Below are 23,675 nucleotides of genomic sequence, written 5' to 3' on the forward strand. Positions count from 1 at the left end.
ACAATATAAAAATGGATAGCATTAAAGCACAATATTATTCTTTGGAGTGATGGCTGGCGGAAGATCAGATTCATCCAGCATATCTCTCATATCGATTTCAATAGTACGGCTGATCTGCGTGATAGGAACATCGTTGGGACTTCCTTCAAAAGGATTTACCGAAGCTTCCCCAACGCTGTCCAAAGTATGGAAGCACCAAGTCACCAGTAAAGAAAACGGAATATTGAACCATAATGTCCAGCCTTCTACCATGGTTCCTTCCCCTAATTTGTCGAACTCTTTCAATAATCCGAAGGGAACGAAAACAATGAATAAAAGCAAAAGATACGTGGTGATGGAAGAGAAATTTCTTGGATAGGGAAAGTTTTTAATTCTTTCTGCTTTTCCCTGATCGTCGGTAAATTTTATCAATTGTTGATTGATCTGTGTCCATTGAAAATCATTAAGTTCTCCCTTTTCATATGCTTCAGACAAGGCTTTACTTTGGCTGGCCATCAATTGTGTCGCTCTGTTTTTTTTGCTTACAATATACTGAAGTTCAGATTCTGAAAGGTACTTTTTCAATTCATCATCCAGTTTGGACTGCCTCTCCGGAATGTCATATTTTTTAGCATATTCATCAAATTGATCTGTCCCCATGTTTTCCCATGCTCTCGGTTCACGGAGCTGAAATCTCAATGCAGTAAGCCATGCATAATGACGCAGGAACATTTCTTTTACTTTACCCGGATCTTTGGAAAGCAGTGCATCTCTCAGAATATATCCAAAGCTGCGGCTGTCATTGATAATCGCTCCGTAAATCTGTCTTGCTTCCCAAAGTCTGCTGTAGCTGGCGTTGTTTTTAAATCCAACGATAAAGGCAACCGCTGTTCCCATGATGGCAATCGGCTGCCATGGAACAGAAAGAAACTTCCAGCCTAAAAAGTACAGGACTGTAGGAATAGCTGATAGTACGACCAAAGCGTAAATACTTCTTCTGGTCCAGATAATGAACTCCCGGGCTCCGAATCTTTTTCCTGAATGCATAAGTGTTTATTTTATAGTGTTTATTACTTTTTATTTTTCAAATAATGGTTTTCCTCACAGCATTCAGTAACATTTTTATTAGTTTTTAGTAAATGGGATATTATTATAAAAACCAATCTGAATCTGTCCGCGGTTTCTGTTCTCCTGAATCTGATTCATATAACCAGCTTCAATCCTCATATTTTTATTGATGACATATCCTAAAGCTCCATACACTCTGTTTCTGTCGAAAACCGGACTATTGAAGTGCAGAAAAATTTCATTATAAACAGATGCGTAAAGGGTTTTCGGAAGTAATTCTTTTTGAGTAATCGGAATATTTACTCCCAGCATGTAACGGAATCTCATTCTGAAATCATCCTGAAGAAAACGCTCTTCCAGACGGTAACGGTGCTGAAGATAGAAACGTCCGAATTTCTGTTTGGTAATATACTGCTGGAAAATTCTGTGCTCAATATTTTCTTTTTTCTCCCCGTTTACGTAAGGCTGGCTGAGAATGAAACCGTATCCCAATAAAACATTGTTATTGTTCTCTGTAAGATCATACCCGATTCCTGTACGGATCAGCAACTGTTCCAGGTCTCCAACAGCATCGAAATTACGGTACTGAATTTCATTGTGCCAGTTCAGTTTTTTGCTGATCTTATTGTTTCCAAAATACATATACCATGCTCCCAGATCGTTTTTTTGAGCAAATGTCAAAATGGATCCCAAACCTAATACTGTGAATGCCAACTTCGTAAAAACCTTTCTCATGTTTATCAATTACTATTATCTATCGTTTTTAACAAAATTAATATTTTAAATCAATAATAGCAAACAATATTTTATAAGTTATTATAAACAAGTACGGATGCAATGGTCTGCACCCGCTTTCGTAAAAGATTATCCTGGAACCTGTTCGGTCAGAACATCAGTTTCATTCTGGTCAAAATAAGTACAGGTCATCGCCTGAAGATCCATTATCCAGCCATTGATTCCGTTTTCTGCACAGTCTTTACAGAAAGTCATATAATCTGTTCCTCCCTGCTGATGAAGTTTCAGTCTTATTTTAAAATTTTCAAGATTTAAAGTACCGGAAACAGCAAGAGGATCATACTTTTTTCCTGTATGAACAGATTGATTTTCGTGGTTAAAGTATTCTGTATTTCCGTCCTGAACGTACGCCTTATAGTGAGAAACTCCCAATGTTTTTATATTCTGAATATATTGAGGGAAATCGGCTCCGCTTTTTACTTTCTGGTGTTCTGCTTTGATGTTTTCAATTGTAAATTTCATTCTTTTGTATTTTCTGTTTTAACTATAAATTATTGCTTTTCATAAACAAACCATTGGGTTCTGCTTATCAAAACAAAAGCTAATTTAATCAGAAAATATAAATTTTATTTAATTTTTTAATGAAAACAGCTGTATGAATATTTACTCGAACCTGTCTTTTAAATAGTTCATATCTGCAATTTTACTTTCTATGGCATACACCACTAAACCTGCAGTGTTTTTGGCTCCTGTTTTAAGCAGAAGGCTGTTACGGTGACCTTCAACGGTTCTGGAGCTTATAAAAAGTTGATCTGCAATCTCAGAAGTGTTGTATTGTTTGCAGATGAGTTCCAATACTTCTTTTTCTCTTTTGGAAATATGATTGGCATCAAAAATACTGGAAACTTTCTTCTTAGGTTCTGTAAGGTTTTGATGTAACGCTTCCATTACCTCATTGTTATAAAAGAAACCCTTGCTGTGTACTTCACGGATTGCAGTGAGCAGTTCGGCAGGACTTGAGTTTTTTTTAAGAAAGGAACAGGCTCCTGACTGTATCATATTGACAATAAATGCTTTTGTATTATAGCTCGTTAATGCAATAATCCTGATCTGAGGATATTTGATATGAATTTGTTTAGTAGCTTCTACTCCGTTAATTTCAGGCATATTGAGATCCATCAGGATGATATCAGGCAGTTCTTCCAGGGTTACAAGCTCGTCCAGCAGCTCTTTCCCATTGCTGAAATCACTTACCAGTTCAATATCTTTTTCTCTCTGTATCAACAATGAAATTCCCTGACGAAAGAGTGCTTCATCGTCTACAGTTATGACACGAATTATATCCTTTTCCATTTTATAATGATTTAAAATGTAAATTCTACAGCAATCCCTTTATTTTTTTCACTTTCAATTTTAAGTGTTCCATTGATCAATTCTACCCGGCTTCTGATATTTCGCAAGCCTAATCCTTCTTTCAAAGTATTTTCATTAAGATTAAATCCCTTACCATCATCTTTGTAGAGACAGGTGTTTTTTCCGTCTTTTCCCAAAAATTCTATATCAATATGCGTACTTTCTCCGTGTTTTATGGAATTGTTAATGAGCTCCTGAAGTATTCTAAAGATATGCAAATTTTTTTCTTCTTCTGCTTTTGCAAAGTATAAGCTGTTGGAATAAGTAACCTGCAGGGTTTTGGACAGGTTTATTTCTGAGCACAATGCATCTATTGCAGCATGGAGTCCAAATTTTTCTAAAATCGGAGGAAGGAGATCATGTGAGATCTGCCTGGCACTTTCTGCTGTTTTGTTGACCAGATGTATGATTTTATTTTTCAGATCGCTATATTCTTCTCTGGACAAATTATCAAAATCCAAAAGATGGATATTTAAAGAAACCACACTGAGTTTTGAGCTGATATCATCATGCAGATCCTGGGCAATTCTCAGCCTTTCTTTTTCCTGAGCACTGATAATGGCATGGGTAAGATCTTTCTCGTATCTGACCTCCAGCTCTTTTTTCTGAATAAGATTTCTTGTTATTTTCTTATTCGAAAAATAATAAAATATAATCAGGGTAACGGCCAGTAAGGTAAATGCCAGAAAGGTATAAACGATAGTGGAAATAATTGTATTTTCATTCATTTTGTAAAATCATAACAGTAATTACACATTTTTTTTGCGGGAAGAAAGATAGTCTATCAGAATAAAGATCTGATACACAATAAACATAACAACATTGAATACCCAAATCTCTTTATGCAGTTTTCTGTTCATCACCGTATAGAGGTTTCCGGACAAAAATATTACGGTACTGCTTATCAGATAAAGTAAAAGTCCCAGGCTTATATAATTGTATTTCTTTTTGGTATCCAGTATATTATACAAATGAAATAATGCCAGAATGATAATAGAATAAGAAGTGACAAATATTTCAAACAGATTAAAAACATAATACTTTTCAGGGTATATGATATACTGTATAACGAGAACTACAGGAATGATAATTAAAAGTGTACGTGCTGTTTTCTTCTGGTATTTTTCCGTTAAAATCTCATGAAAGAATAATCCCAGTAACAAAAACTGGCCTATCAGATAATAATGTGAGAAAAACAGATTATTAATCTTCTGTGAATTCAATACAAAGAACACAATTTCACATAGTAATATCCAGGCCAAATAGCTGATGAAGAATGTATAGGCTTTTCCTCTTCCGGAAAAGCCTATACAGTATACTGCCAGATTAATCAGCAGAATGCCTTTTCCAATCAATGACAATATTTCAATCCAATGGTCCAATAATCTCTGATTTTCAGATTACAGGTTCCACCATTTTGCAGCAGAACATACGCTTGGACAAGGTGTTGTCATATCATAGACATAATCTCCATTGTCATAATTTACAATATCATTATCATTTGCATCCACGCCTACCATCAGAAACTTAAATTCGCCTTCATTGGTAATGGCATTGTATCCGCGATATCTTTCAAATCCCTTGTCTTTAATGAAAATATCATGGATATCCTTTGCAGGGATGAGATGAGCCCGTATCGACATTCCGTCAATAACTTTTGTATTTTGCCAATTTGAGATCCATGTTTTAGCATCATCTAATGAGATTGCATGTTTTGGTAGTTCCATAGTTTTTCTTGTTTTAAATTATATAATAGGTTTAGAATAAAGTCACTGTAGCTACACATTACAAGTTATGAAAAAAACTAACCATACCGTGAAATAATTTCATTTTAATTAACATAATATTCATTTTTCAAAATTATAATAATAACAAACAACTAAACTGCGTATTTCTACGCATTTTTCAATTCGGCATTTAATACGCTATTGTCACTTTGTATTTCTCGGTTACTTTGTGGTATCCTTTAGAGGAAAACCTCATGAGCATATCAACAGTACGGGAAGCTTATGATCTTCTTTAAACATTAAAAAATCTGTACCATGAAAAAAATTATCTTTTTTGTAATTCTTGCTTTCATAAGCAGTATTACAACGATCAATGCACAGATCACCACTGTAACTTTTGAAACTTCAGCTGGCGGCAGTACAAGCTTTACCAGCAATGGATATACATTCAATATTGTTTCACAGGCCGGAACTTTTAGAATTCAAAGTAATTATCCCAATACCGGCTGGAACGGAACAGCTAATGATAATGTCTATATTGACAATACGGGAACAACCAATATCAATGCTCCTTCTTTTAGTGTTAAAAGCAGTTCTATGTTCACCGTATCAAAGTTTTGGGTCTTCCTGAGTAATACTGCTTTAAATCAGTCTACCTCATCAGGAACGCTTATTATTACAGGAAAATTAGCAGGAGTCACAAAGTTTAGCACCACAAAAACTTCAGGTTTTAATACAACATTCAATGCAACAATGGGAACAACGGGCATTAACAACGGATTTACTCTGATTGATCTTGCTACTTTAAATAATCAGAATAACAGCAATACAACCATTGATGAACTCCAGCTGCAATCCACCGGAGGATATGTCTATATGTGCCTCGATGCATTTACATGGACAAAAATTTCCACGCTGGGAACTTCAGAAAATGCACTCAAAAACAAAGGGAATATTTATCCGAATCCAACTACTGGGATCTTCTATGTGGATGACCTGAAGAAAAACGAAAAAGTTTCATTATACGACCAGTCTGGGAAACTTATGAAATCTGCAGCAGCCGAAAAAGATAAAAATCAGTTTAATATAAGCGAACTTCCGGATGGTATTTACCTCATCACAACAGCATCAGGAAGCTACAAAATCATTAAAAAGAAATAAAAGCAGTACAGCTAGTAAAAAAACCGACAGCTATCTGTCGGTTTTTGAGTATTTTAAATTCCAATATAAATCTTATGGATGTTGCTGCATTTTAGCAGGATCGTCATAGTTTACCATCCAGTTGATTCCGAATTTATCGCTAAACATTCCGAAATAAGCGCCCCAGAAGGTATCAGCCATTGGCATTGTTACCTGTCCGCCTGCAGAAAGACCACCGAATAATTTGTCTGCTTCTTCTTTAGATTCTGCATTCACAGAAATAGAGAAGTTGTTTCCTTCTTTGAAGTTGGAAGACCACTCTCCTCCTGTATCGCTTCCCATCAAAATCGTTTCTTTAGAGATCGGAAGAGAAACGTGCATGATTTTGTTTTTGTCTTCTTCAGGTGTTTCTTTTCCTTCCATTGGAGGCATTTCTCCAAATGTTCCGATGTAAGGATATTCTCCCCCGAAAACAGATTTATAAAAATCGAATGCTTCTCTGCAGTTTCCGTTGAATGTCAGGTAAACGTTTACTGTTGCCATAATTGTTTTGTTTTTTTAAGTTGAGTTTATTTTATTGAGGTTTTTCAGATAAAGTTTTTAATCTTGAAAGCCCTTTCTGATAATCTTTTCCAATAGCATCCTCCATATTCATAAACAGCTTCATCAAAGTAAACGGATAAGGAATCTCTGAAGTAAATCCCCATGTTGCTTTACTTCCGTTTCCTTCCGGAACTACTTTTACATAAGCATTTGCTTCACTTTCATAAGGGGTGAGAAATTTGATTTCCGTATCTATTCTTTTACCTGCTTCATCCACTTTTTTCAATTCCTGACAACCTTTTCCTGCCTGTTTATTTTTACTGTCCCAGCAAACTTTTTCTCCGGGTTGGCCGGTTAATCCGGTCCAGTCTTTTTTCATACCCGGATCAAGATCATTCCATGGGCTCCATTGATCCATTGCCTTGAGGGTATTGGTATTTTGCCACACTCTTTCTACCGGAGCATTGATAGAAATCGACTTTTCATATTTACAGTCTCCCGAAATAAAAGCAGCCCAAATCAGTAAAATAATCAGTAATGTGGTTAAAAGTAAAAAAATGCGTTTAAATGTTCTCATCATAAATGTGTTTTTAATTATTATCTGTGTTGATCTATAAGAATCATATTTCCATCAGGGTCTTTCAGATAGATATGCTCAGGACCGGACGTGGTTTCATCGGCTTCTTTTCCAATTTCTACTCCACTTTCTTTTAATCTTTTCTGAATTTCACGCACGTCCTCAAAAGATTCAAGATTCTGTGCATTTTCATCCCATCCCGGATTGAAAGTAAGCATATTCCCATCAAACATCGCCTGAAAAAGTCCGATAAGAGTAGACCCGTTTTTCATGATCAGGTAATTTTGTGCTTCTGTTCCTGCCATAGTGGTGAACCCAAGTTTCTCATAAAAGTCTTTGGATTTCTGAAGATCTTTTACACTTAAGCTGATTGAAAAAGCTCCTAATTTCATATTTTTTTTGTTTTTAAAGCAAGTTTATGTCCTACGAAAACCAGTCCCCAAACCAGAATTCCTAAAATCCAGAACCATATTGGAGAAGGTAAAGATGCCATCATGTAAATGGTCATCAGTAAAAAAATAATTCCACAGATTACAGCAGCTGTATATTTCCCATTATTTGAAATTTTCGAAGCTGTAAAACCTGAAACTATTGCTGCCAGAGCATAGGCAATGATGATAAAAAACAGAGCAATAAAAGGAGCTTGTTCTACATACACTTTCAAAGCCTCCATATCTCCAGCCTCTGCCTGTGCAGGCGGTGGATACAGAGCATGTCCTATTTTTTCCACCACAGTAATACACACGGATCCAACAATAAGACCAACCAATACAGCTAATATTCTTCTCAGCATGATTATTGGTTTTTTAATTGAGTTTTAAATTCCAGAGTTCCGTCATAGCTTTTCCAGTCTCCGATAAACTCAATAAATTGTCCTTCAATTTTCTCCGTCTTTCTATTCCATTTGAAGTTATAGACAAACTTCCCTTTGAAAAGTCCGGAATGTTTTCCTTTATTCTCTTCTGCCAGCTCATATTCTCCGTATACTGTTCCCTGTTTTTTGGAATCTTTATATTTTGAAATGGTAATTTTCCCTTCAAATTTTGCATAACTGGTATCCACAAGAGAATATCCTGAAACAAAATATTCCTGATCATTCTTTTTATTCTGTTCAGAAATATTGATCTTCAGTTTCAGTTCCTGGCCTTTGTTTCCAATAGTCCCTATATAAGGTTTACTATTGTTCAGCCAGGTATTTGAGATATCCGGCATCTGCCCTAATGCAAAATTGGCGGTCAGAATGAAGAGTAATAAAAATTTTTTCATAGGGTGTGTTTTTAAACGCCAAATTGTGCAAGATGGTGATTCAGATGTTTGGCAAACATATTATTCCATTCCTGGGAATTCAGTTTTCCGAAAGAAAAAGATTCTTTGCCATCAAACGCATCTGCTCCTAACTGTTGTGTCTTTTGAATGAACCCGATCAGTCTTGTTTTTTCTTCGTGAAAATTCTTTCTTGTGGTAATCAAAAACTGTGGAGCGGTAGGAGAATCTCTTGGATATGCTTTTTCTCCCACTACTTTAGGTTTTACGAAAGTTTTTAGGATAAATTTTGCAATCGCTCCCGGTTTTTTGTGTTTTTCCGGTTCATAGATCATTTCATAGGTAATACAGCAGTGTGCCAGCATTTGGTCTACTGTCATTTTCCCCCACAAACCGTGAGTATCTTCTACCAATCTGTTGATCCTATCTATATAGTTTTGAGCATCTTTTGCATCAAATACATTTTCCATATAATTTCTATTTTACTATGGACAAATATATCAGTTTTTTTGTTTGATTTTATTGTTGAGTGAAAAAATTGAGAAGTGTTCGTTATGAGATACGAGTTACGGGGTACGGGATTCGAATTCGAAATTTTTTCGGCTATTTTTCGGGTTATTTTTACGTATTTTTTCCTGCTCTTGTTTTTATCGTCGGGCATAGGAACTGATCATCAGTCAGTCCATATACTACCAAAAGTAACCAGCAAACCAGTATCCTATCAATATCTAACTTAAAAACCAGCAACAAATTAACCAAAAACTACTCTATCTCTTCCCGAGAAGTGTCCTCAATTGTAATTTCCTGTGGTGTGGATTTTTTGAAAATAAACCAAAGCTTGATCTTTAAAGCAATCCATCCTATAATAGCATATATTACCAAAAGGATACTTAGGTGTTTCAGATATGGAAAAGTAAGTTCTACCGAACCCTTTTGAATCAATAAGATCTTGAAAGCCTGTAAAAAGGGAGTTAATGGAATAATATTCGCGATAAACTGTACGAAAGCCGGCATTGCGCTCAAAGGCCATGTAAATCCACTGATAATGAAAGCCGGAGAAGCAATTACCATCAGGATTTGTGTAGCTTTCAAAGCATCCGGAATCAGGATACTGATGAATACACCCAAAAATGAGGCTGAGCCTACAAAAACGGCTGTCAGAAGAATAAAATTGAAAATTCCTTCCGGCATGGGAACTCTGAAAATCATATGCATAAAGTAATAAATACCTACGATGAGAATAGAAAACACCCAGATTGGGATCACTTTTATCAGCATGGTTGGGAAAGCCCATCTTTTCATTTTCAGGTATTCTTTCACAAAAGATCCTCTTTCAAATTCTGCAGCAAAACTTACCGCCATTGCTAATAAAATTACCTGTTGTAATACTACTGCCAGCATTGCCGGCCACATAAAGATCAGATAGTTTCCGGTAGTATTGAAAAGGGTTATATAATTGGCTTTGAAAGGCTCATATTGTGTTGCAGCTTTTGCAGCGGGCATTCCTGCTTTCTGAAGGGCTTTGATGGAAGCTCCGGCAGAAAATGTTCCTATGGTCAGCTGAAGCGCTTTGGATGCGAAATTAGCTGTTAAAACGTTCCCTGTATTGATATAAACATTCAGTTCCGGATATTTCTTCTGCAGCATATCTCCTTCAAATCTGGATGGAATAATCACCACAGCCGCAGCCTCATGCCTGATCACCTCATCTTTAATACTGAGAGGTTCCTGCAGATATCTGATAATTTTGATGCTTTTATTATCATCCAGCATTTCTGTCAATTGGTTGGATAAAGGTGTATTGTCTCTATCCACAACTAAAACAGGAGTATTTTCAACTTTTCCGCTTTTGTAGACAAACCCCAGCAAGGTAGCATAGAAAACGGGTGCCAAAAAGAACACCGTTCTTAAGGTAGAATTGCCGATAAAAAGTTTGAACTCACGTTTCAAAAGACGGAAAAATTCTTTCATCTGTATATTTTTATGTGTTGAAGAATAAAATGAAATTCAATGGAAACTTCATCTGTTCTTTTCAATTTATTTCAGGATTACATTCGCGTTGACCAGAATACTTTTAGCCTTATTCATGTCTTTGGGTTTTACTTTGATCTCGTAGATTGCATCCTGTAACTGGTAATCCGGATAAGCTGTTGTGATATCGGCATACTTTGTCAACTGCTTAATGTATACGATATTTCCTGTCAGGTTTTCTTTATTATACACTACCTGCATGGTTACCTCCTGTCCTTTTTTATATTTTGAAATAGCACTTTCCGGGATGGTAAATCTGAAATATGTACTTTCCGGAATATATCCATTAAACAGTGCAAAACCTGCGGTTGCCAATTCACCCGTATTTAAGCTGATGGTCTCAATTTCCATATCGTTGGTAGCAATAATATATCTTTCGGAATAGGCTACATTAGCTTCCTGCAAAGCTCCTTTGGCTTGTGAAGCCTGCCCTGCCGCCATTTCTATTTTTTCGAAACGGGTTCCTCTGTTTACATCATCCAATTCTGCCACTACAGCATCATACTGAGCTTTTGCGCCTTGTAATTTTGCATAGATTTCATCATGAGCCTGTGGAGACATTAAGCTGTCGCGAAACATATTGTTGGCTCTTTTGTAGGATTTCTGGGCAAATTCATATTGTTCTTTCAATCCTTTATATTTAGCCTGAAGTTGTTTCAGCTGATCGGGTGTCGCTCCGTTTTTAGCCATTTGTTCCTGAGCTGAAGCAGCACTTACCGCACCTTGTGCCTGTGCTATTTTTGCAGAAACTTCAGGGACATCAAGCTGAGCCAGCGTATCTCCTTTCTTCACAGTCTGACCTTCAGAAACATATATTTTCAGAATCCTTCCGGTAACTTTAGGAGCAAATGAGATGACATCTTTTTTAGTTTTTCCTTCAGGTTCTTTGATTTTTTCATTTTTTTTGTCACAGCTCCCCAATAAAAACAGAGCAGCGAAGAGTATATATATATTTTTATGCATCATTTAAATTTTTAAGGGATTAAATAAAATTTGGTGATATCCAGCTCCTGGGTAGACCTCATCAGTTCTATTCCCGCTCTTCTCTGGTTGAAAATGGCATTCTGATATTCCAGTTCTGAAGCTTCAAGGTCGTTTTCCGCATCAATAAGCTGTGAAGATTTGCTCATTCCGTATCTGAATTCTTTTTCTGCCTGTACGAGTGCATTTTTTGCCAGTTCTTTTTCTTTGGCTTTCAAGGTGATCTGTGCGGAAGCAATATCATAATTGGTTTGATTATTAGCCAGATTCAACGTTAGTTTTTTAAGCGCGTCTTCTTTCTGGTTCTGCAATACTTCTTTCCCAACTTTGGCAGTTTCTTCTGCATGTTTTCCTTCTTTACCATCGAAAATTTCCCATTTAAAACCAACTCCTGCTGTAATCAATGGAAATACGTTGATATTATTAGGTCTCCAGTCCAGCTTTTTCCCTTCATATCCAAGTATGGGAACTGCCGGAATGATGTTTTCTGATGACTTTATTCTGTTTCCGTACAAACCGATATAATAGGCAGAAGCCATCAGTTGTACTTTAGGAATCATCCACGTTCTTTCTGCTTTTATTTTATAGTCTGCAGCACTGATTCCATGTTCCAGTGCACGAATTTCTGCTCTCTGTTCAATCCCTTTTTCTGCAGCCAGTAATTCTACAGGAGATAATACAGGATCAATCATTCTGAGCCTTTCTCTTTGAATCCCTGTCAAAATATAAAGCTGTGTAAGAAGCAGTTCTTTTTTCCCTTCATATTCTACCATTTTGGCATCCAAAGTAGCCTGGGCAAGTTCAATTTTCTTATGATCATAAGGCGTTATCAAACCATAACCAAGTGCTTTGTCAGCAGTTTTCCTGTTAATATCCAATCTTTTTTTACTTTCGTCCAGCACTTTTTTAGACTGATGAATTAAGGCTAATTGATCATACGCTTTAGAAATAGTGGCAATCACCTCATCTTTTGTTTTCTCCAGAAGGATATCTTCAGACTTTTTCTTTTCTTCCACCGCCTTTTTCATGTACTTCACCTTCCCTCCTGAATACAGAAGCATTTTGGCATCTGCCTTGGCAATACCTGAAAATCCGGATACATTGAAATTATTGTTGAAAGTCCCTTCAGGAATATTGATAAAGGGAGCGAGATTGAATTCCGGGGACGTCAGTCTTGCTGTTCCGTTGAGATAGCCGGCTTTACCACTTAGTTCCAGAGTTGGAAGAAAAATATCTTTGAGTTTGTGTTCGTCAAGATCGGTAAGTTTGTTTTGGGTAATCTGCATTTTAAGGTTCGAGTCCCGAACCATCGCACTATCCAGAAGTTCTTTAAAATCCGGCGCAGACTGTGCCCAGCCAAAAACGGGGAAAGCAAAAAAACTAAACGTAAAAATCAATAAATTGTTTTTCATGGTTTATGTTTATAACAAATATAATGCAAAAATTGTTAAAATCCTTAAAGATAATTCAACAAGGTAGTGAATTTAAAGTAAGTTTAAAATATGTTTAAGTTTAAAACCCTACAAAATAAAGTTTTGGACAAAGCGTTTAAATGTTAATTAAAAACTAAAAAACTTTGAAAAAATATTTAACTCTACTTTTATCGCACAACTTTCAAAGCATTTTTATAAGGAAACAAAGGAATAACAGAGCATTCGACCTGAAAAAAGCAACAGTACATTTTCTATCCTGAATAGTAAAATTTTGACTCTTCGGAATAACAAAATATGAAATATTTTTTTAAAATAAAACAGTATTTCATCTTAAATCACAATAATCTATTTAACAAAAAATTATATTTTGAAACAAATTCTCAGTGTATTCTTCTTTTTACTCTCCATTTTTTCCATGGCACAAGATCAGGAGATCTGCAAGTGTGAAGCTTTAAAAAAGGCCAAGGATAGTTTAAATAACCCATATTCTTATAATTATAAAACAACCAGAAAACAAGCACTTACACGTCCTTTTAAGTTCGTATCTATTCAATATTTAAAAAAATTTTCAAAATCTGAAAGTTTAATAGATTCTTTGGAAACAAAAATGGCTTCCGCAGAAAGTAGCGCAACCCCAGATAGTCTCTTAGGACATTATAAACTAAGAGACTCTATTAGAAATATAGAATTTGCCAAACAATATGGAAATATTCCGTGGCCTTTAATTGTTAAAACAGGTCAGTTTAATAACATCATTGCTATACTTTATCAGAATGATTCTTCTTTTAACGCGAAATACTATCTGAGAATTTCAGTGGACAATGGAAAAACCTGGAAGAATTATTATACCGGAATGGAAAAGAATAATAATTATTTTTTTAAAAACAATTCTCAATTTCCATTGTGGAAAGACAGACATCATTTACAGATTGAAGCAGACATTGTGAGAATGACAAGACCACTCACTTTTCCACATGGTGAAGCTGAATATGAGATATTAAGAAGAAATGCACTGGTTATTATTAATATTAATGAGATCATGAAAGATTCTGATGATGATGGGCTTAATGATCTTGAAGAAAAAATGGAACTTTTTACCGATCCTTTATCAAAAGATACCGATAGCGATGGAGTTCCGGACTCTGAGGACAATAATCCAAAATACAAAACGATAGACAATGATTTTACAAAAGTATTATTAGCCGCTTTATATGGAGAATACGATCTTATTGATAATCCTGATCCATTAACCATTGAGTTTATTGTGAATTTAAAAACATTTAAAGAAGACTTTGCTTCACAGATGGAAAGGTATAATTCTACTTCAAATAATAAAAAGAGCTTCATTGATATGCTACAATATAATGTTATTGTAACGAATGACGAAAATCTAAGAAGAACAGATACTTTAGGTAAAAAAATAATTTTTCTTACTTCAAAAGAGTTTTCCAAATACATCCAACAAAGCTTTAACAATATATATGTTCATTTTTACAGCAAACTTTTCAAATGTGATGATAAAAAAGATACTTACATTTTAGTCCATAATGGGGTTTCTAGAGGTGAAACTTATGTTATAACAAGAATTCCTGAAGGTTGGAATATTAAAGTAATTAATCATTGGATGACATGACAAATCATTTTTTATCATATTATCTCTATCCTACTTTTGGAGGCTGGATTCCTGCGGAATGACAAACTGGATGAATAAGCAGCAAATCTGCGAGAATAATGTTCAATTATAAACGAAAACTCCCCACATCGCTGTGAGGAGTTTTCTGTATAATTATAATAAGCTGATTTATTTTTGAATTGCTTTCTTCATTGCAGCATCAGGGCGTAAAATTCTGTAACGAACTTCAATGTCTTTCGGTACGTAGAATACCAATGGAAGTTTACTGTTATATCTTACAATTTCAGGTTTTAAAGTCACAAACTTTTTAGTCTGTTTTTTATCCAGACAGCCCATCAGTGTTCCTGCCGTTTCTCCTTTAGATTCTACTTCATAATAGTTGTATCCCCATCCCTGAAGATCCTGAGTTTTCATTTCTCCCATCAGGAAATAGTTGTTACAGTCTAACATTTTTTCAGCTCCTACAAAAAGTTCAACTTTCAAATCGTTTTCATTTTTTGCTACGGGAAGCTGAATATATACTTGCTTATATCCTTCTTTTGCTTTTGGGAACATTTCAATCTGTAGTTTTTCAAACTTCTCTGCTTTCTTTTGTGCAAAAGCATTTACTCCAGCCATTAATACTAATCCTGTGATTAAAGTTTTAGAAAATTTCATCTTTTAATAATTTTTTTAATTGCTACTATATTAATTCCAAAAATCATTCCAAAATTAAACAATTGTTTGATTTTTCGATTTAATTCTATTTTTATTAAAAATCCAGAAATAAAAAACTGCAGTAAAAAATTTACTACAGTTTTCTATGTTGATCAGTTACTCTGAAATTGTTACATTACTTCCTTTTGTATGCGCATTCATCTGTGGTGCGTAATAATTCTGCATCGTTGTAATTCCGTTGGAGAATTTTCCTGATGCATTGGAGACCACATCGTATTCAAATACATATTTTCCTTTCGGCATATATTGAATATAGAAATTGGTAGAGGCATCTTTGGTTGACTGATAATATCCCAGATTATTTTTCCATTGATATCCGGATAATACATCTACAGGCTCAAATCCTGCTGCACGCATATCTTTAATATGAATAAACTCCATGGCTCTGTCTGTGTTCAGAATCATTCTTACAGTTACTTTATCTCCTACTTTCAACGGAGTTTCAGAAGAGATTTTCTGAAGTTCCTCCCCGTTCACAGTTTTCACTTTTTTATAAAGCTCTTTCGTTACAGAAATATAGTTTTCTGAAGATTTGATTTTGTCAAGGTCTTCATAATACTGCCAGAACAATCCTCCCTGAACAATTCCGGGACCAGGTTTTGTAACGGTTACAGATGCTAAGTTTTTATCTATAGCTTCTGGTTTCAATGTTGATTTCACGTAACCTGTTGCCTGTGTCTGAGGAGTTAATTCTTTTCCACCCCAAACAATCGTTGCTTTATCACTTTCTGCTCCCGTCCATGATTTTCCTGAATTCAAAATGGTAAAGATCACCTCAGCTGTTCCTCTTGAGCTTCCCCATGAGTTGACTTCCTTCTGAGTTACCAGCCAGATTTTCATGTCTTCAATAAAGTTTTGGTCGTTAGATTGCAACGTATTGAAAGCTTCCAATGCTCCGGCATGGTTGACTACTTTTGAGCCAAACCATCCCCAATCGTTCAGATTTTGTTTCCAATAAACCCCTTGTGTTTTGGTATCTGTAGAAGTTTCCTTAAGATAAGTCATCAACTTAGCAGACACATCTTTCAGACCATAATCGTTCATTAATAATGCAGCACGATGAAGTCCGAAGAATGTAAAGTCGGTGATTTTCGCTGTTTTTGCTTTTTGTTTTACCAATGTTTTCAGGGTAGCGCCTTTTCCTTTCAATGGATATTGCTGCTCCCAGTAGTTTCTGGTATCAAGATAATCCATTGTCCAGTTGTTCCAGACATTTCCTTTTTTCGCATCAAAATATTTATTCACCTCATTATCTACATACTGGATCAATTTAGCAACAAGTACTTTCTGATCTGCATTTTGATAATCTTTCACATTATCTTTTAACCAGGAATTGATTTTTCCTAAGTTTTTAAGAATATACAATGACGTTCCGTAAGAACTTGGATAGCCAGGATACCATGAGAATCCGCCATCAGGATTCTGTAGTTTTTTGAAATCATCCCAATCCTGATTGATAGAATTTTTCATCGTATTGACATCAAATAGCAATGCTAATTTCTGCATCTGCTCGCCTTCATTTTTGCTTTCCAATACCCAAGGAGTTTCTTCTAGCAACAACTGTTTCAATTCCTGATTTTTTTCAAGATTTGAATTTAATAATCCTTTGTTCTGATATTCTTCAAAAACTGTTTTCATTTTCGGGTTGGCTTTGAATATTTCCGAAGCCAGCACGTCTGCAAACCATTTATTAAAGATCACATCCGCAGAATTATTCTGATCGTTTTTCAGACTTGGAAGCGCAAACATGATCTCCCAGATCGGATTCGTAGTCAATTCTAACGTATTGGAAACATTAGAAGCTGTTGTAGACGTATTATTTTTAAGATTATCCAGTACAAATGTTTTGGTTTCTCCTTCTTTTACAAAAACCGGAACAGCATCTGTCACCAGCATTCTGTTAGGTAATACGGCTACAGCCTGTTGTTCACCGTCAGAATAAGCTCCTGCTTTCGCAACCACTTTGAAGATAATGGAGGAAATATTGTCCGGAACTTTCAACTTCCATGTTAATGCACTGCTTCCGTTTTCATTTAAGCTGAAGTTTTGTACTCCAGAAGTTATCCCGAATTTCGAGGAAATATTTTCATTGGTAAAGGCATCTAAAATCTGTAATTCCGCAGAACCGCTTAGTTTTTTATCGGTAAGATTGGATAGTTTCGACTGCAGATTCAGTTCATCACCTTCTCTCAGGAATCTCGGATAGTTTGGCGTTACTGAGAATTCTTTCTGTGTTACCACTTCTTTTTCCAAGGTAGCCGCTCTTGCATCCTGAGTGTGGGCAAGGAACATCAGTTTCCATTTTGTCAGTGCTTCCGGAGAAGTGAATTCGAAGCTTACATTTCCTTCTGCATCAGTTTTCAGGTCAGGATAGAAGAAAGCCGTTTCATTCAGGTTTTGACGTACAGCTACTTTATCCAAGGCTTCTTCATTTGCAGCTCCTTTTCCTGCATCCATGTTCGGAGCTTTTAGAGGTTCAGGAACAACATTCTGCATCACCTCAATTCTATCTTCTGCAACAGCAGCTCTTGCTGTTTTAAATTTCGCACCAGCAATGGGTGACGGCGGCATTGCATAAGCCGGAGCTTTCACTCCTTCCTGATTGCTAAATCCTACTACAGTTTCCCTTGAAATTGAATAATAATTTCCATCAAACCAGTTAAACTGAGGAACAGTTATATATCTGTCTTCGAAATACTTTAATCTCTTCTGATAGTTTTGCTGCTGCAGATAATTTCTTATTCCATAAGAAGTAACGATTACAAATGGAGTATAGAGTTTTCTCCAGCTGTACGTGTTTTTAGCAAACTGATCCAAAGACATATCATACATATTCGCCAATACCTCAGCATTGATCTTTTCTTTATCATTTCCGGTAACTTTTACCGTCCACTTTTCTTTAGCGTTAGGTTCAAGCTTATCTCTGAAGGTTACGGTTTCAATTTTTAAAGGCTTTTCTGTGTCTTTTATTTTTAAGGAAACAGATTCTGTATTCACATCATTAAATGCCACCAACTGAAACTGAAGATTCAGATCTGAGACACTTTTATCTTTAGGAATTTCAGCCGTAAATTCTAATATTCCGTTTTTCATCTGATGAACTTCTGAAACCGTTTTTCCTGATCCGTCCTGTACAAAAACATTGATTAAAGCATCAGGAACTGCTGAGTAAACATACACTTTTGCTTTTTCTCCTCTTGACAATTCTTCTTTCGGAGCAATGACTGTAAGGAAAGTTTTTTGAGTTGATTTTAGCCCTGTTTTATCCCAAACACTGAAATACTGTGAAGTTTTGATGGTATCTTTTCCTTCAATATTGAAAAGTTCAAGTTCATAATCTCCTGTTTCCAGTTTTCCTAAATCAAGGTTGGTTGAAAGTTGAGCATTATCAGCGGATGGCTGCTGCTGTTTTTCAATCAATACTTTTTCTGTTTTCCAGTTTTTAATCTCATCATTTTTATCAAAAAGATCGTGTGGGAATTTGCTGATGAATTCTTCTTTTGAATATTTTGGCAGATTCTGAACATCAGACTTGAAATTTTCTCTGAAAATCCTATCCGGAGCACTCAGTTTTGATAGCTTAACCTGATATGGTTTTTTAAGATTCTGATCATTATAATTTTTGGTTTCTACCTTCACTTTTACATTTTCATCTGTAAAAATATTGCTGATGTTTTCTGCCTGAATGTAATGAGAAACCGAAGCTACTTTTAATTGGGTATCAGCAGTCTGCGTTTCTCCGTTGATGTCTGTAACAGAAGCATTGATGGCATAATTATCAATCTGTATCCCTTCCAACTTTTCATCTTTTTTAAGTTCCAGGCGAATAACAAATTCTCCTTTTTCGTTGGTTTTTGCTTCGCCTAAAATTGAATTTTCATTGTCATCATTCTGTGGATACCAGCTGAAATACCTCCATCTGATATTTTGCTTTTTGATTTCATAATTCACTGTAGTATTACTCAAAGGAACTCCTGAAAACATCACGGCTTTTCCTTTCAGATCAATAGTCTGACCGTATTTGTACTCTTCTTTTACGGGATCAAAGGTGACTTCAAATTTTGGTCTCTTATACTCTTCTACCCTGAAGTTTTTATATCCAGCACTTTCCCCTTCTATTCTCAGGTAAAAATTACCGTTCAGTTTTCCTTTTGGAAGGATGAAACTTCCATGGTAAGAACCGAATTCATTGGTGGTAAAATCCTGTGAAGAAACCTCTTCACTATTGGTGTTCAATAACGTTATTTTTTGTTTCAATCCTGAAAGAACAGTTTCAACTTCCTTATTCATTCTCGTGTTGATCACCTTGAAATAAACAGTCTGTCCGGGACGGTAAATTCCTCTGTCAATAAAAATCTGTGCTGTTGAACGTGTTTGTTTATTAGGATTATAATCTTCAGCATAGCCTCTGTTTCCGTAGACCTGCATGATCTGGAAATCATTTGTTTTAGGCTGTTGGATCAGGAATGTTCTGTAATATTCTTTGCTATCTGTAGCAGGAAGCTTAAATACTCCGCTGGCATTGGTTTTTCCTTCAATTTTAGTTAATGTTTTATTGGAAACAAATTCATAAAACCGAAGACCTTCATTGGCTAAAGGCTTACCATTCTCACTATTTACCAATTTCAGCTCGTCGGAAAGAGGGCTTCTATCCGTTTTGGATTGATAAATAATCTTGTTTCCTGAAACCAGAAAATATAAATTCTGTCTGGAGTCTGTATCTTTCATATCCGCTCCTGCAACCGTAAATTCTGCTACATACACTCCTGAAGGAAGCGGCTTCACCTCCAAAGAAGTTTTATGACTCTGATAATCTTTAGGATCCGGAAGCTGGAATGTTTCCTTCCTTACCAGATTCTTCTTTAGTTTGGTAAAAGTATCGGAATATGAGTCCTGAACATATCGAATTAACGAAGTAAAATCGTCTTTCACTTCATAAATATTCAGGGTAAATTCTGATACATTCTGATACTGTGCTACAAAATGAATCGGAAGATTATTCTGCGTCTGTGCTTCATATTTTAAAGTCAGATATGGATTGACAATCTGCGCTTCTTTGCTTTTAATATTCTCCAGGAAAAGAGATTTCGGGTATTCACTTTTAGCTTGTGCCGCTAATGCAAGAGCTTCTTTAGGCTTCTTCTGATTAGTGAGCTCATCCATGATATCTCCCATGATCATCACTTTATAATCTCCTTCTATATTAGATTTCAAAAGATTCTGAAGCTGCTGAAGTTTATCCTTACAATGATTGAAGTTACAATTTTCCGTAAGCTTTTCTTTCATGAAATACAGCTTGGAATTTCCTGTATTCTGCTCGATCAGTTCCTCATAAATTGCATTGATTGTTGTATGGTTTTCTGTCAGTTCATTTTTGGTAAAAATATTGTTTTCAGATAAAAACGCTATTTTCTTCACTGCATACCAATCCGACAAGGTCGGGAAATAAACAAGGTCTCCTGCTTCTGAAAAGATATTCTTATACTTTTCCAGAGAGATCTTTTTCATTTCAGGTTTTTCTTTATCAAGTTCCTGGAAGTTTTTCGTCAGATAATTTTTGAAATCAAGTTTACTCCAGGTTTCAATCTGTGAAACATCCTGTGAATTGATATTGGTTCTTCCGTTTATTTTCCATGAGTTCTGATTGTAATAATCCATGAAAAAGCCATTCATTAAGACTTTGTACACCAGCTTTCCGTCTCCGCTTATTTTGCCTTCTGCATCCTTAATTTTTTTGAAAAACTGAGAAGCAGCATCATTCTGATCATCGTCAACGGTTTGGTTTACAATACTGAATTCCGCTTTCAGAGAACGGATCAGCTCGAAGGCATTATTTTCTTTCATGGCTTGTTTTTGTATGTCTAAAATAATGGGAAGATTAGATTTATAAGCTCCTTTCACACTGTTATCAGCCACTTTTTTCCATTGGGTATCGTAATATTTCTGTGCGGGTACCGTTGAAAAGCTTAGCATTACAAGCAAAAGCAGAAAAATCTTGGAAAATCTTTTCATATATATTAATTTTGATAAATGAACATCTTAAAAATACTGAAAAAAACCGTCATAGACAGCCAGATTTATGTCTCCCTTATGGGAACTCTTTTTGCAGTATTTTTCATGAAAGAGCAAAACACATTCCGTTTCCCTACTTTTGCACTTATTTTCATCACTTATTTCAGTGGTTATCTGTATACTAAATATCAATATACCAGGTATTTTTTTAAAATAGTGATCCTCAACGCCATTGCTGGAATCATCTGTGCTTTTTTAATCATTCATAATCATAATGAAATAAGACTTCTGAAATGGTTTATCATTGTCGTGCTGGGATTGCTTTACAACAGTTTTTTTCTTGATGTTTATATCCGGAAAATTCCTTTACTGAAAGTCTTCTACGTAGGATTAGTATGGGCATTGGTCAACTGCTGGCTTACACTTCCCGAATTCAGTATCCCTATTTTTCTGATCAGCTTTTTCTTTATCACGGCACTTGTACTTCCCTTTGACATCCGGGATATGAACAGTGATACAGTAAAAACTTTCCCTATGCTGATAGGGGTAGAAAACACTAAATATATTGCCTACGCACTTGTTTTTATCAGCAACATCATTGGGATCTTCTATCTTGAATTATCTTACGCCATATCTTTTTTTATGGCCAGCATTGTAACTTATATTCTCATCTACTTCTCTGATAATAAAAGAGATGACGCTTATTTCTCATTCGGAGTGGAAACTTGTTCGGCACTTCCTTTTTTATTTTTAGTAATAATGGAGTATTTTTGACGAATGATTATCAAGAAGCTTTCCCTCTACAATTTCAAAAACCATTCCGAGAAAAAATTTGAATTTTCCCCGCAGATCAACTGTTTCGTGGGAAATAATGGCGTGGGAAAGACCAATATTCTGGATGCTTTGCATTATTTATCAGTAGGAAAAAGCTTTCTGGGAAATACGGACCTCAACAATATTAAACAAGAGGAAGACTTTTTTACCATTGATGCTGAAATTCAGAATGAAGACAGTGAGGATATCATCAGAATCACCCAGCCTAAGGAAGCTAAAAAGGTGATCAAGAAGAATGATAAAAGCTACGACAGGCTTGCAGATCATATTGGATACCTGCCAAGTGTTATGATCTCACCTTACGATTCTAATCTTATTTCGGATTCCGGAGAAAGCAGACGTAAGTTTCTGGATGCGATGATCTCTCAAACGGATTCTGAATATCTTTTTGACCTCATCCAATATCAGAAAACCATTCAGCAACGAAATGCGTTACTGAAATATTTTGCAAAAAACAGAACCTGGGACAAAGATTCTCTTGAAATTTATGATGACCCTATCACCAGATTCGGAACGAAAATCTTTAAGAAAAGAAAAGAATTTGTAGAGCAGCTCAACCCGATTGTTCAGAATTTCTATCAGATTATTTCCGGTGGCAAGGAAACGGTATCAGTAATTTATGAATCTCATTTGCTGGAAGATTCTTTTGAAAATCTTTTAAAAGAAAGCCTTGAGAGAGACCGAATGCTTACTTACACGTCAAAAGGAATTCATAAGGATGATCTTCTTTTTGAAATGGATGATGTATTAATCAAGAAAATCGGATCACAGGGACAGCAGAAATCTTTCCTGATCTCTTTAAAGCTAGCTCAGATGAGTCTTGTAAAAGAACTCACCAAAAAGACACCTATCCTACTGCTTGATGATATTTTTGATAAGCTTGATGATACCAGAGTTTCTCAATTGATTGAGCTTGTCAATAAAGAAAGCTTTGGTCAGATTTTCATTACAGATACTCATAGAGAGCGTACTGAAAGTGTGGTAAAGAAAATTAACGAGGAAAGTATCATTTTTGAAGTTTAATAAGAGGTTCGAGATGCGAGTTACGAGGTATTAAATGCAGGCAAATAAGTGTAGGTGTCGATATAAAGTAAAAAACTAATATTCTTTATCATCGAACTGTTTTTTGTCTTAACTTAAGATCCTAAAACACCAATGATATGAGTTATAGAAATCTGGATATTTATAAAAAAGCTTTTGATTTATTTTTAAAAACCCATAAAGCGTCTCATCTTCTTCCTAAATACGAACTGTTCGAACTAGGTAGTCAATTAAGAAGGTCTTCAGACTCAGTCATTACAAATATTGTTGAAGGCTATGGAAGATCAACTTATAAAAATGATTACATTCGCTTCCTGATTTACAGCCATGCAAGTAACGATGAAACAATTAACCATCTGGAGAAAATCATCATATTATACCCTAATTTTTCCTCAGAATTTGAGATATTAAGAAATGAATACAACACATTCGGAGGAAAGATCAATATTTATAAAAAATGGGTCATAGAAAATTGGAATAAAAAGTCGCAACAATAATCAACAATCACAAACCAAATAAAACTCGAAACCCGAATCACGCATCCCGAA

General features: G+C 35.4%; 23 protein-coding genes. 5 read left to right on the top strand and 18 right to left on the bottom strand.

Features of this window, described 5'->3' with window-relative positions:
- Nucleotides 1-21 precede the first annotated feature (21 nt).
- From ACMA47_RS21720 to ACMA47_RS21750, 7 genes are all read right to left on the bottom strand, one after another.
- Nucleotides 22-1,026, bottom strand: coding sequence for a bestrophin family protein (locus tag ACMA47_RS21720; protein ID WP_413931459.1), 1,005 nt, complete (start codon nt 1,024-1,026; stop codon nt 22-24).
- 78 nt (nt 1,027-1,104) lie between these two features.
- Nucleotides 1,105-1,782 (bottom strand): DUF2490 domain-containing protein, encoded by a 678-nt coding sequence (locus ACMA47_RS21725; protein WP_413931460.1) that lies wholly within the window; start codon nt 1,780-1,782, stop codon nt 1,105-1,107.
- 129 nt (nt 1,783-1,911) lie between these two features.
- The gene (locus tag ACMA47_RS21730; protein WP_413931461.1) at nt 1,912-2,304 is read right to left on the bottom strand and encodes a DUF1398 domain-containing protein; all 393 of its coding nucleotides are present in this window, start codon (nt 2,302-2,304) and stop codon (nt 1,912-1,914) included.
- A 141-nt stretch (nt 2,305-2,445) separates the two neighbouring features.
- Nucleotides 2,446-3,135 (bottom strand): response regulator transcription factor, encoded by a 690-nt coding sequence (locus tag ACMA47_RS21735; RefSeq protein WP_034699628.1) that lies wholly within the window; start codon nt 3,133-3,135, stop codon nt 2,446-2,448.
- A gap of 11 nt (nt 3,136-3,146) precedes the next feature.
- Entirely contained in the window at nt 3,147-3,923 is a 777-nt protein-coding gene (locus tag ACMA47_RS21740; protein ID WP_413931462.1) for a sensor histidine kinase, read from the bottom strand.
- A gap of 21 nt (nt 3,924-3,944) precedes the next feature.
- Nucleotides 3,945-4,577, bottom strand: coding sequence for a hypothetical protein (locus ACMA47_RS21745; RefSeq protein ID WP_413931463.1), 633 nt, complete (start codon nt 4,575-4,577; stop codon nt 3,945-3,947).
- An 18-nt stretch (nt 4,578-4,595) separates the two neighbouring features.
- A complete protein-coding gene (locus ACMA47_RS21750) occupies nt 4,596-4,922 on the bottom strand; it encodes a hypothetical protein (RefSeq protein WP_413931464.1) in 327 nt (108 codons plus the stop codon).
- A 315-nt stretch (nt 4,923-5,237) separates the two neighbouring features.
- Between ACMA47_RS21750 and ACMA47_RS21755 the strand changes: the two genes are divergently transcribed.
- On the top strand, nt 5,238-6,083 hold the full coding sequence (locus ACMA47_RS21755) for a T9SS type A sorting domain-containing protein (protein WP_413931465.1): 846 nt from the start codon (nt 5,238-5,240) through the stop codon (nt 6,081-6,083).
- Nucleotides 6,084-6,155: 72 nt separating this feature from the next.
- Here the strand turns inward: ACMA47_RS21755 and ACMA47_RS21760 are convergent, their stop codons facing one another.
- From ACMA47_RS21760 to ACMA47_RS21800, 9 genes are all read right to left on the bottom strand, one after another.
- Nucleotides 6,156-6,605: a VOC family protein gene (locus ACMA47_RS21760; protein WP_413931466.1), complete on the bottom strand. Its 450-nt coding sequence runs from the start codon at nt 6,603-6,605 to the stop codon at nt 6,156-6,158.
- A gap of 31 nt (nt 6,606-6,636) precedes the next feature.
- Entirely contained in the window at nt 6,637-7,185 is a 549-nt protein-coding gene (locus ACMA47_RS21765) for an SRPBCC family protein (RefSeq protein WP_413931467.1), read from the bottom strand.
- Nucleotides 7,186-7,202: 17 nt separating this feature from the next.
- Nucleotides 7,203-7,574, bottom strand: a complete 372-nt coding sequence (locus ACMA47_RS21770) for a VOC family protein (protein WP_413931468.1) — start codon at nt 7,572-7,574, stop codon at nt 7,203-7,205.
- Nucleotides 7,571-7,975, bottom strand: coding sequence for a hypothetical protein (locus tag ACMA47_RS21775; RefSeq protein ID WP_413931469.1), 405 nt, complete (start codon nt 7,973-7,975; stop codon nt 7,571-7,573). The genes ACMA47_RS21770 and ACMA47_RS21775 overlap by 4 nt, the downstream gene beginning before the upstream one ends.
- Before the next feature lie 2 nt (nt 7,976-7,977).
- The gene (locus ACMA47_RS21780; RefSeq protein ID WP_413931470.1) at nt 7,978-8,448 is read right to left on the bottom strand and encodes a hypothetical protein; all 471 of its coding nucleotides are present in this window, start codon (nt 8,446-8,448) and stop codon (nt 7,978-7,980) included.
- Between the two features lie 11 nt (nt 8,449-8,459).
- The gene (locus tag ACMA47_RS21785) at nt 8,460-8,915 is read right to left on the bottom strand and encodes a DUF1569 domain-containing protein (RefSeq protein WP_034699611.1); all 456 of its coding nucleotides are present in this window, start codon (nt 8,913-8,915) and stop codon (nt 8,460-8,462) included.
- A gap of 292 nt (nt 8,916-9,207) precedes the next feature.
- Complete coding sequence (locus ACMA47_RS21790) at nt 9,208-10,416, bottom strand: ABC transporter permease (RefSeq protein ID WP_413931471.1); 1,209 nt, start codon at nt 10,414-10,416, stop codon at nt 9,208-9,210.
- Nucleotides 10,417-10,482: 66 nt separating this feature from the next.
- Nucleotides 10,483-11,439 carry an HlyD family secretion protein gene (locus ACMA47_RS21795; protein ID WP_413931534.1) on the bottom strand — a complete coding sequence of 319 codons (957 nt, stop codon included), beginning with the start codon at nt 11,437-11,439 and terminating at the stop codon, nt 10,483-10,485.
- Nucleotides 11,440-11,450: 11 nt separating this feature from the next.
- Nucleotides 11,451-12,869: a TolC family protein gene (locus ACMA47_RS21800; RefSeq protein WP_413931472.1), complete on the bottom strand. Its 1,419-nt coding sequence runs from the start codon at nt 12,867-12,869 to the stop codon at nt 11,451-11,453.
- 388 nt (nt 12,870-13,257) lie between these two features.
- Here ACMA47_RS21800 and ACMA47_RS21805 point away from each other — a divergent pair, with 388 nt between their 5' ends.
- A complete protein-coding gene (locus ACMA47_RS21805; RefSeq protein WP_413931473.1) occupies nt 13,258-14,523 on the top strand; it encodes a hypothetical protein in 1,266 nt (421 codons plus the stop codon).
- 168 nt (nt 14,524-14,691) lie between these two features.
- Here the strand turns inward: ACMA47_RS21805 and eco are convergent, their stop codons facing one another.
- Nucleotides 14,692-15,180 (bottom strand): serine protease inhibitor ecotin, encoded by a 489-nt coding sequence (gene eco, locus ACMA47_RS21810; RefSeq protein WP_413931474.1) that lies wholly within the window; start codon nt 15,178-15,180, stop codon nt 14,692-14,694.
- A gap of 156 nt (nt 15,181-15,336) precedes the next feature.
- Nucleotides 15,337-21,252 carry an alpha-2-macroglobulin family protein gene (locus ACMA47_RS21815; RefSeq protein ID WP_413931475.1) on the bottom strand — a complete coding sequence of 1,972 codons (5,916 nt, stop codon included), beginning with the start codon at nt 21,250-21,252 and terminating at the stop codon, nt 15,337-15,339.
- Nucleotides 21,253-21,270: 18 nt separating this feature from the next.
- Between ACMA47_RS21815 and ACMA47_RS21820 the strand changes: the two genes are divergently transcribed.
- From ACMA47_RS21820 to ACMA47_RS21830, 3 genes are all read left to right on the top strand, one after another.
- Nucleotides 21,271-22,026 carry a hypothetical protein gene (locus ACMA47_RS21820; protein WP_413931476.1) on the top strand — a complete coding sequence of 252 codons (756 nt, stop codon included), beginning with the start codon at nt 21,271-21,273 and terminating at the stop codon, nt 22,024-22,026.
- Between the two features lie 3 nt (nt 22,027-22,029).
- Nucleotides 22,030-23,109 carry a DNA replication/repair protein RecF gene (gene recF, locus ACMA47_RS21825; protein ID WP_413931477.1) on the top strand — a complete coding sequence of 360 codons (1,080 nt, stop codon included), beginning with the start codon at nt 22,030-22,032 and terminating at the stop codon, nt 23,107-23,109.
- A gap of 137 nt (nt 23,110-23,246) precedes the next feature.
- Nucleotides 23,247-23,624, top strand: a complete 378-nt coding sequence (locus ACMA47_RS21830; RefSeq protein ID WP_413931478.1) for a four helix bundle protein — start codon at nt 23,247-23,249, stop codon at nt 23,622-23,624.
- Nucleotides 23,625-23,675: the final 51 nt, after the last annotated feature.

The organism is Chryseobacterium sp. T20 (assembly GCF_047345655.1).
GTDB lineage: Bacteria > Bacteroidota > Bacteroidia > Flavobacteriales > Weeksellaceae > Chryseobacterium.

Excerpts from the sequence above, each read along its gene's own strand:
- ACMA47_RS21720 (WP_413931459.1), bottom strand. The coding sequence starts at position 1,026 with ATGCATTCAGGAAAAAGATTCGGAGCCCGGGAGTTCATTATCTGGACC.
- ACMA47_RS21725 (WP_413931460.1), bottom strand. The coding sequence starts at position 1,782 with ATGAGAAAGGTTTTTACGAAGTTGGCATTCACAGTATTAGGTTTGGGA.
- ACMA47_RS21730 (WP_413931461.1), bottom strand. The coding sequence starts at position 2,304 with ATGAAATTTACAATTGAAAACATCAAAGCAGAACACCAGAAAGTAAAA.
- ACMA47_RS21735 (WP_034699628.1), bottom strand. The coding sequence starts at position 3,135 with ATGGAAAAGGATATAATTCGTGTCATAACTGTAGACGATGAAGCACTC.
- ACMA47_RS21740 (WP_413931462.1), bottom strand. The coding sequence starts at position 3,923 with ATGAATGAAAATACAATTATTTCCACTATCGTTTATACCTTTCTGGCA.
- ACMA47_RS21750 (WP_413931464.1), bottom strand. The coding sequence starts at position 4,922 with ATGGAACTACCAAAACATGCAATCTCATTAGATGATGCTAAAACATGG.
- ACMA47_RS21755 (WP_413931465.1), top strand. The coding sequence starts at position 5,238 with ATGAAAAAAATTATCTTTTTTGTAATTCTTGCTTTCATAAGCAGTATT.
- ACMA47_RS21760 (WP_413931466.1), bottom strand. The coding sequence starts at position 6,605 with ATGGCAACAGTAAACGTTTACCTGACATTCAACGGAAACTGCAGAGAA.
- ACMA47_RS21765 (WP_413931467.1), bottom strand. The coding sequence starts at position 7,185 with ATGATGAGAACATTTAAACGCATTTTTTTACTTTTAACCACATTACTG.
- ACMA47_RS21770 (WP_413931468.1), bottom strand. The coding sequence starts at position 7,574 with ATGAAATTAGGAGCTTTTTCAATCAGCTTAAGTGTAAAAGATCTTCAG.
- ACMA47_RS21775 (WP_413931469.1), bottom strand. The coding sequence starts at position 7,975 with ATGCTGAGAAGAATATTAGCTGTATTGGTTGGTCTTATTGTTGGATCC.
- ACMA47_RS21780 (WP_413931470.1), bottom strand. The coding sequence starts at position 8,448 with ATGAAAAAATTTTTATTACTCTTCATTCTGACCGCCAATTTTGCATTA.
- ACMA47_RS21785 (WP_034699611.1), bottom strand. The coding sequence starts at position 8,915 with ATGGAAAATGTATTTGATGCAAAAGATGCTCAAAACTATATAGATAGG.
- ACMA47_RS21790 (WP_413931471.1), bottom strand. The coding sequence starts at position 10,416 with ATGAAAGAATTTTTCCGTCTTTTGAAACGTGAGTTCAAACTTTTTATC.
- ACMA47_RS21795 (WP_413931534.1), bottom strand. The coding sequence starts at position 11,439 with ATGCATAAAAATATATATATACTCTTCGCTGCTCTGTTTTTATTGGGG.
- ACMA47_RS21800 (WP_413931472.1), bottom strand. The coding sequence starts at position 12,869 with ATGAAAAACAATTTATTGATTTTTACGTTTAGTTTTTTTGCTTTCCCC.
- eco (WP_413931474.1), bottom strand. The coding sequence starts at position 15,180 with ATGAAATTTTCTAAAACTTTAATCACAGGATTAGTATTAATGGCTGGA.
- ACMA47_RS21815 (WP_413931475.1), bottom strand. The coding sequence starts at position 21,252 with ATGAAAAGATTTTCCAAGATTTTTCTGCTTTTGCTTGTAATGCTAAGC.
- ACMA47_RS21820 (WP_413931476.1), top strand. The coding sequence starts at position 21,271 with ATGAACATCTTAAAAATACTGAAAAAAACCGTCATAGACAGCCAGATT.
- recF (WP_413931477.1), top strand. The coding sequence starts at position 22,030 with ATGATTATCAAGAAGCTTTCCCTCTACAATTTCAAAAACCATTCCGAG.
- ACMA47_RS21830 (WP_413931478.1), top strand. The coding sequence starts at position 23,247 with ATGAGTTATAGAAATCTGGATATTTATAAAAAAGCTTTTGATTTATTT.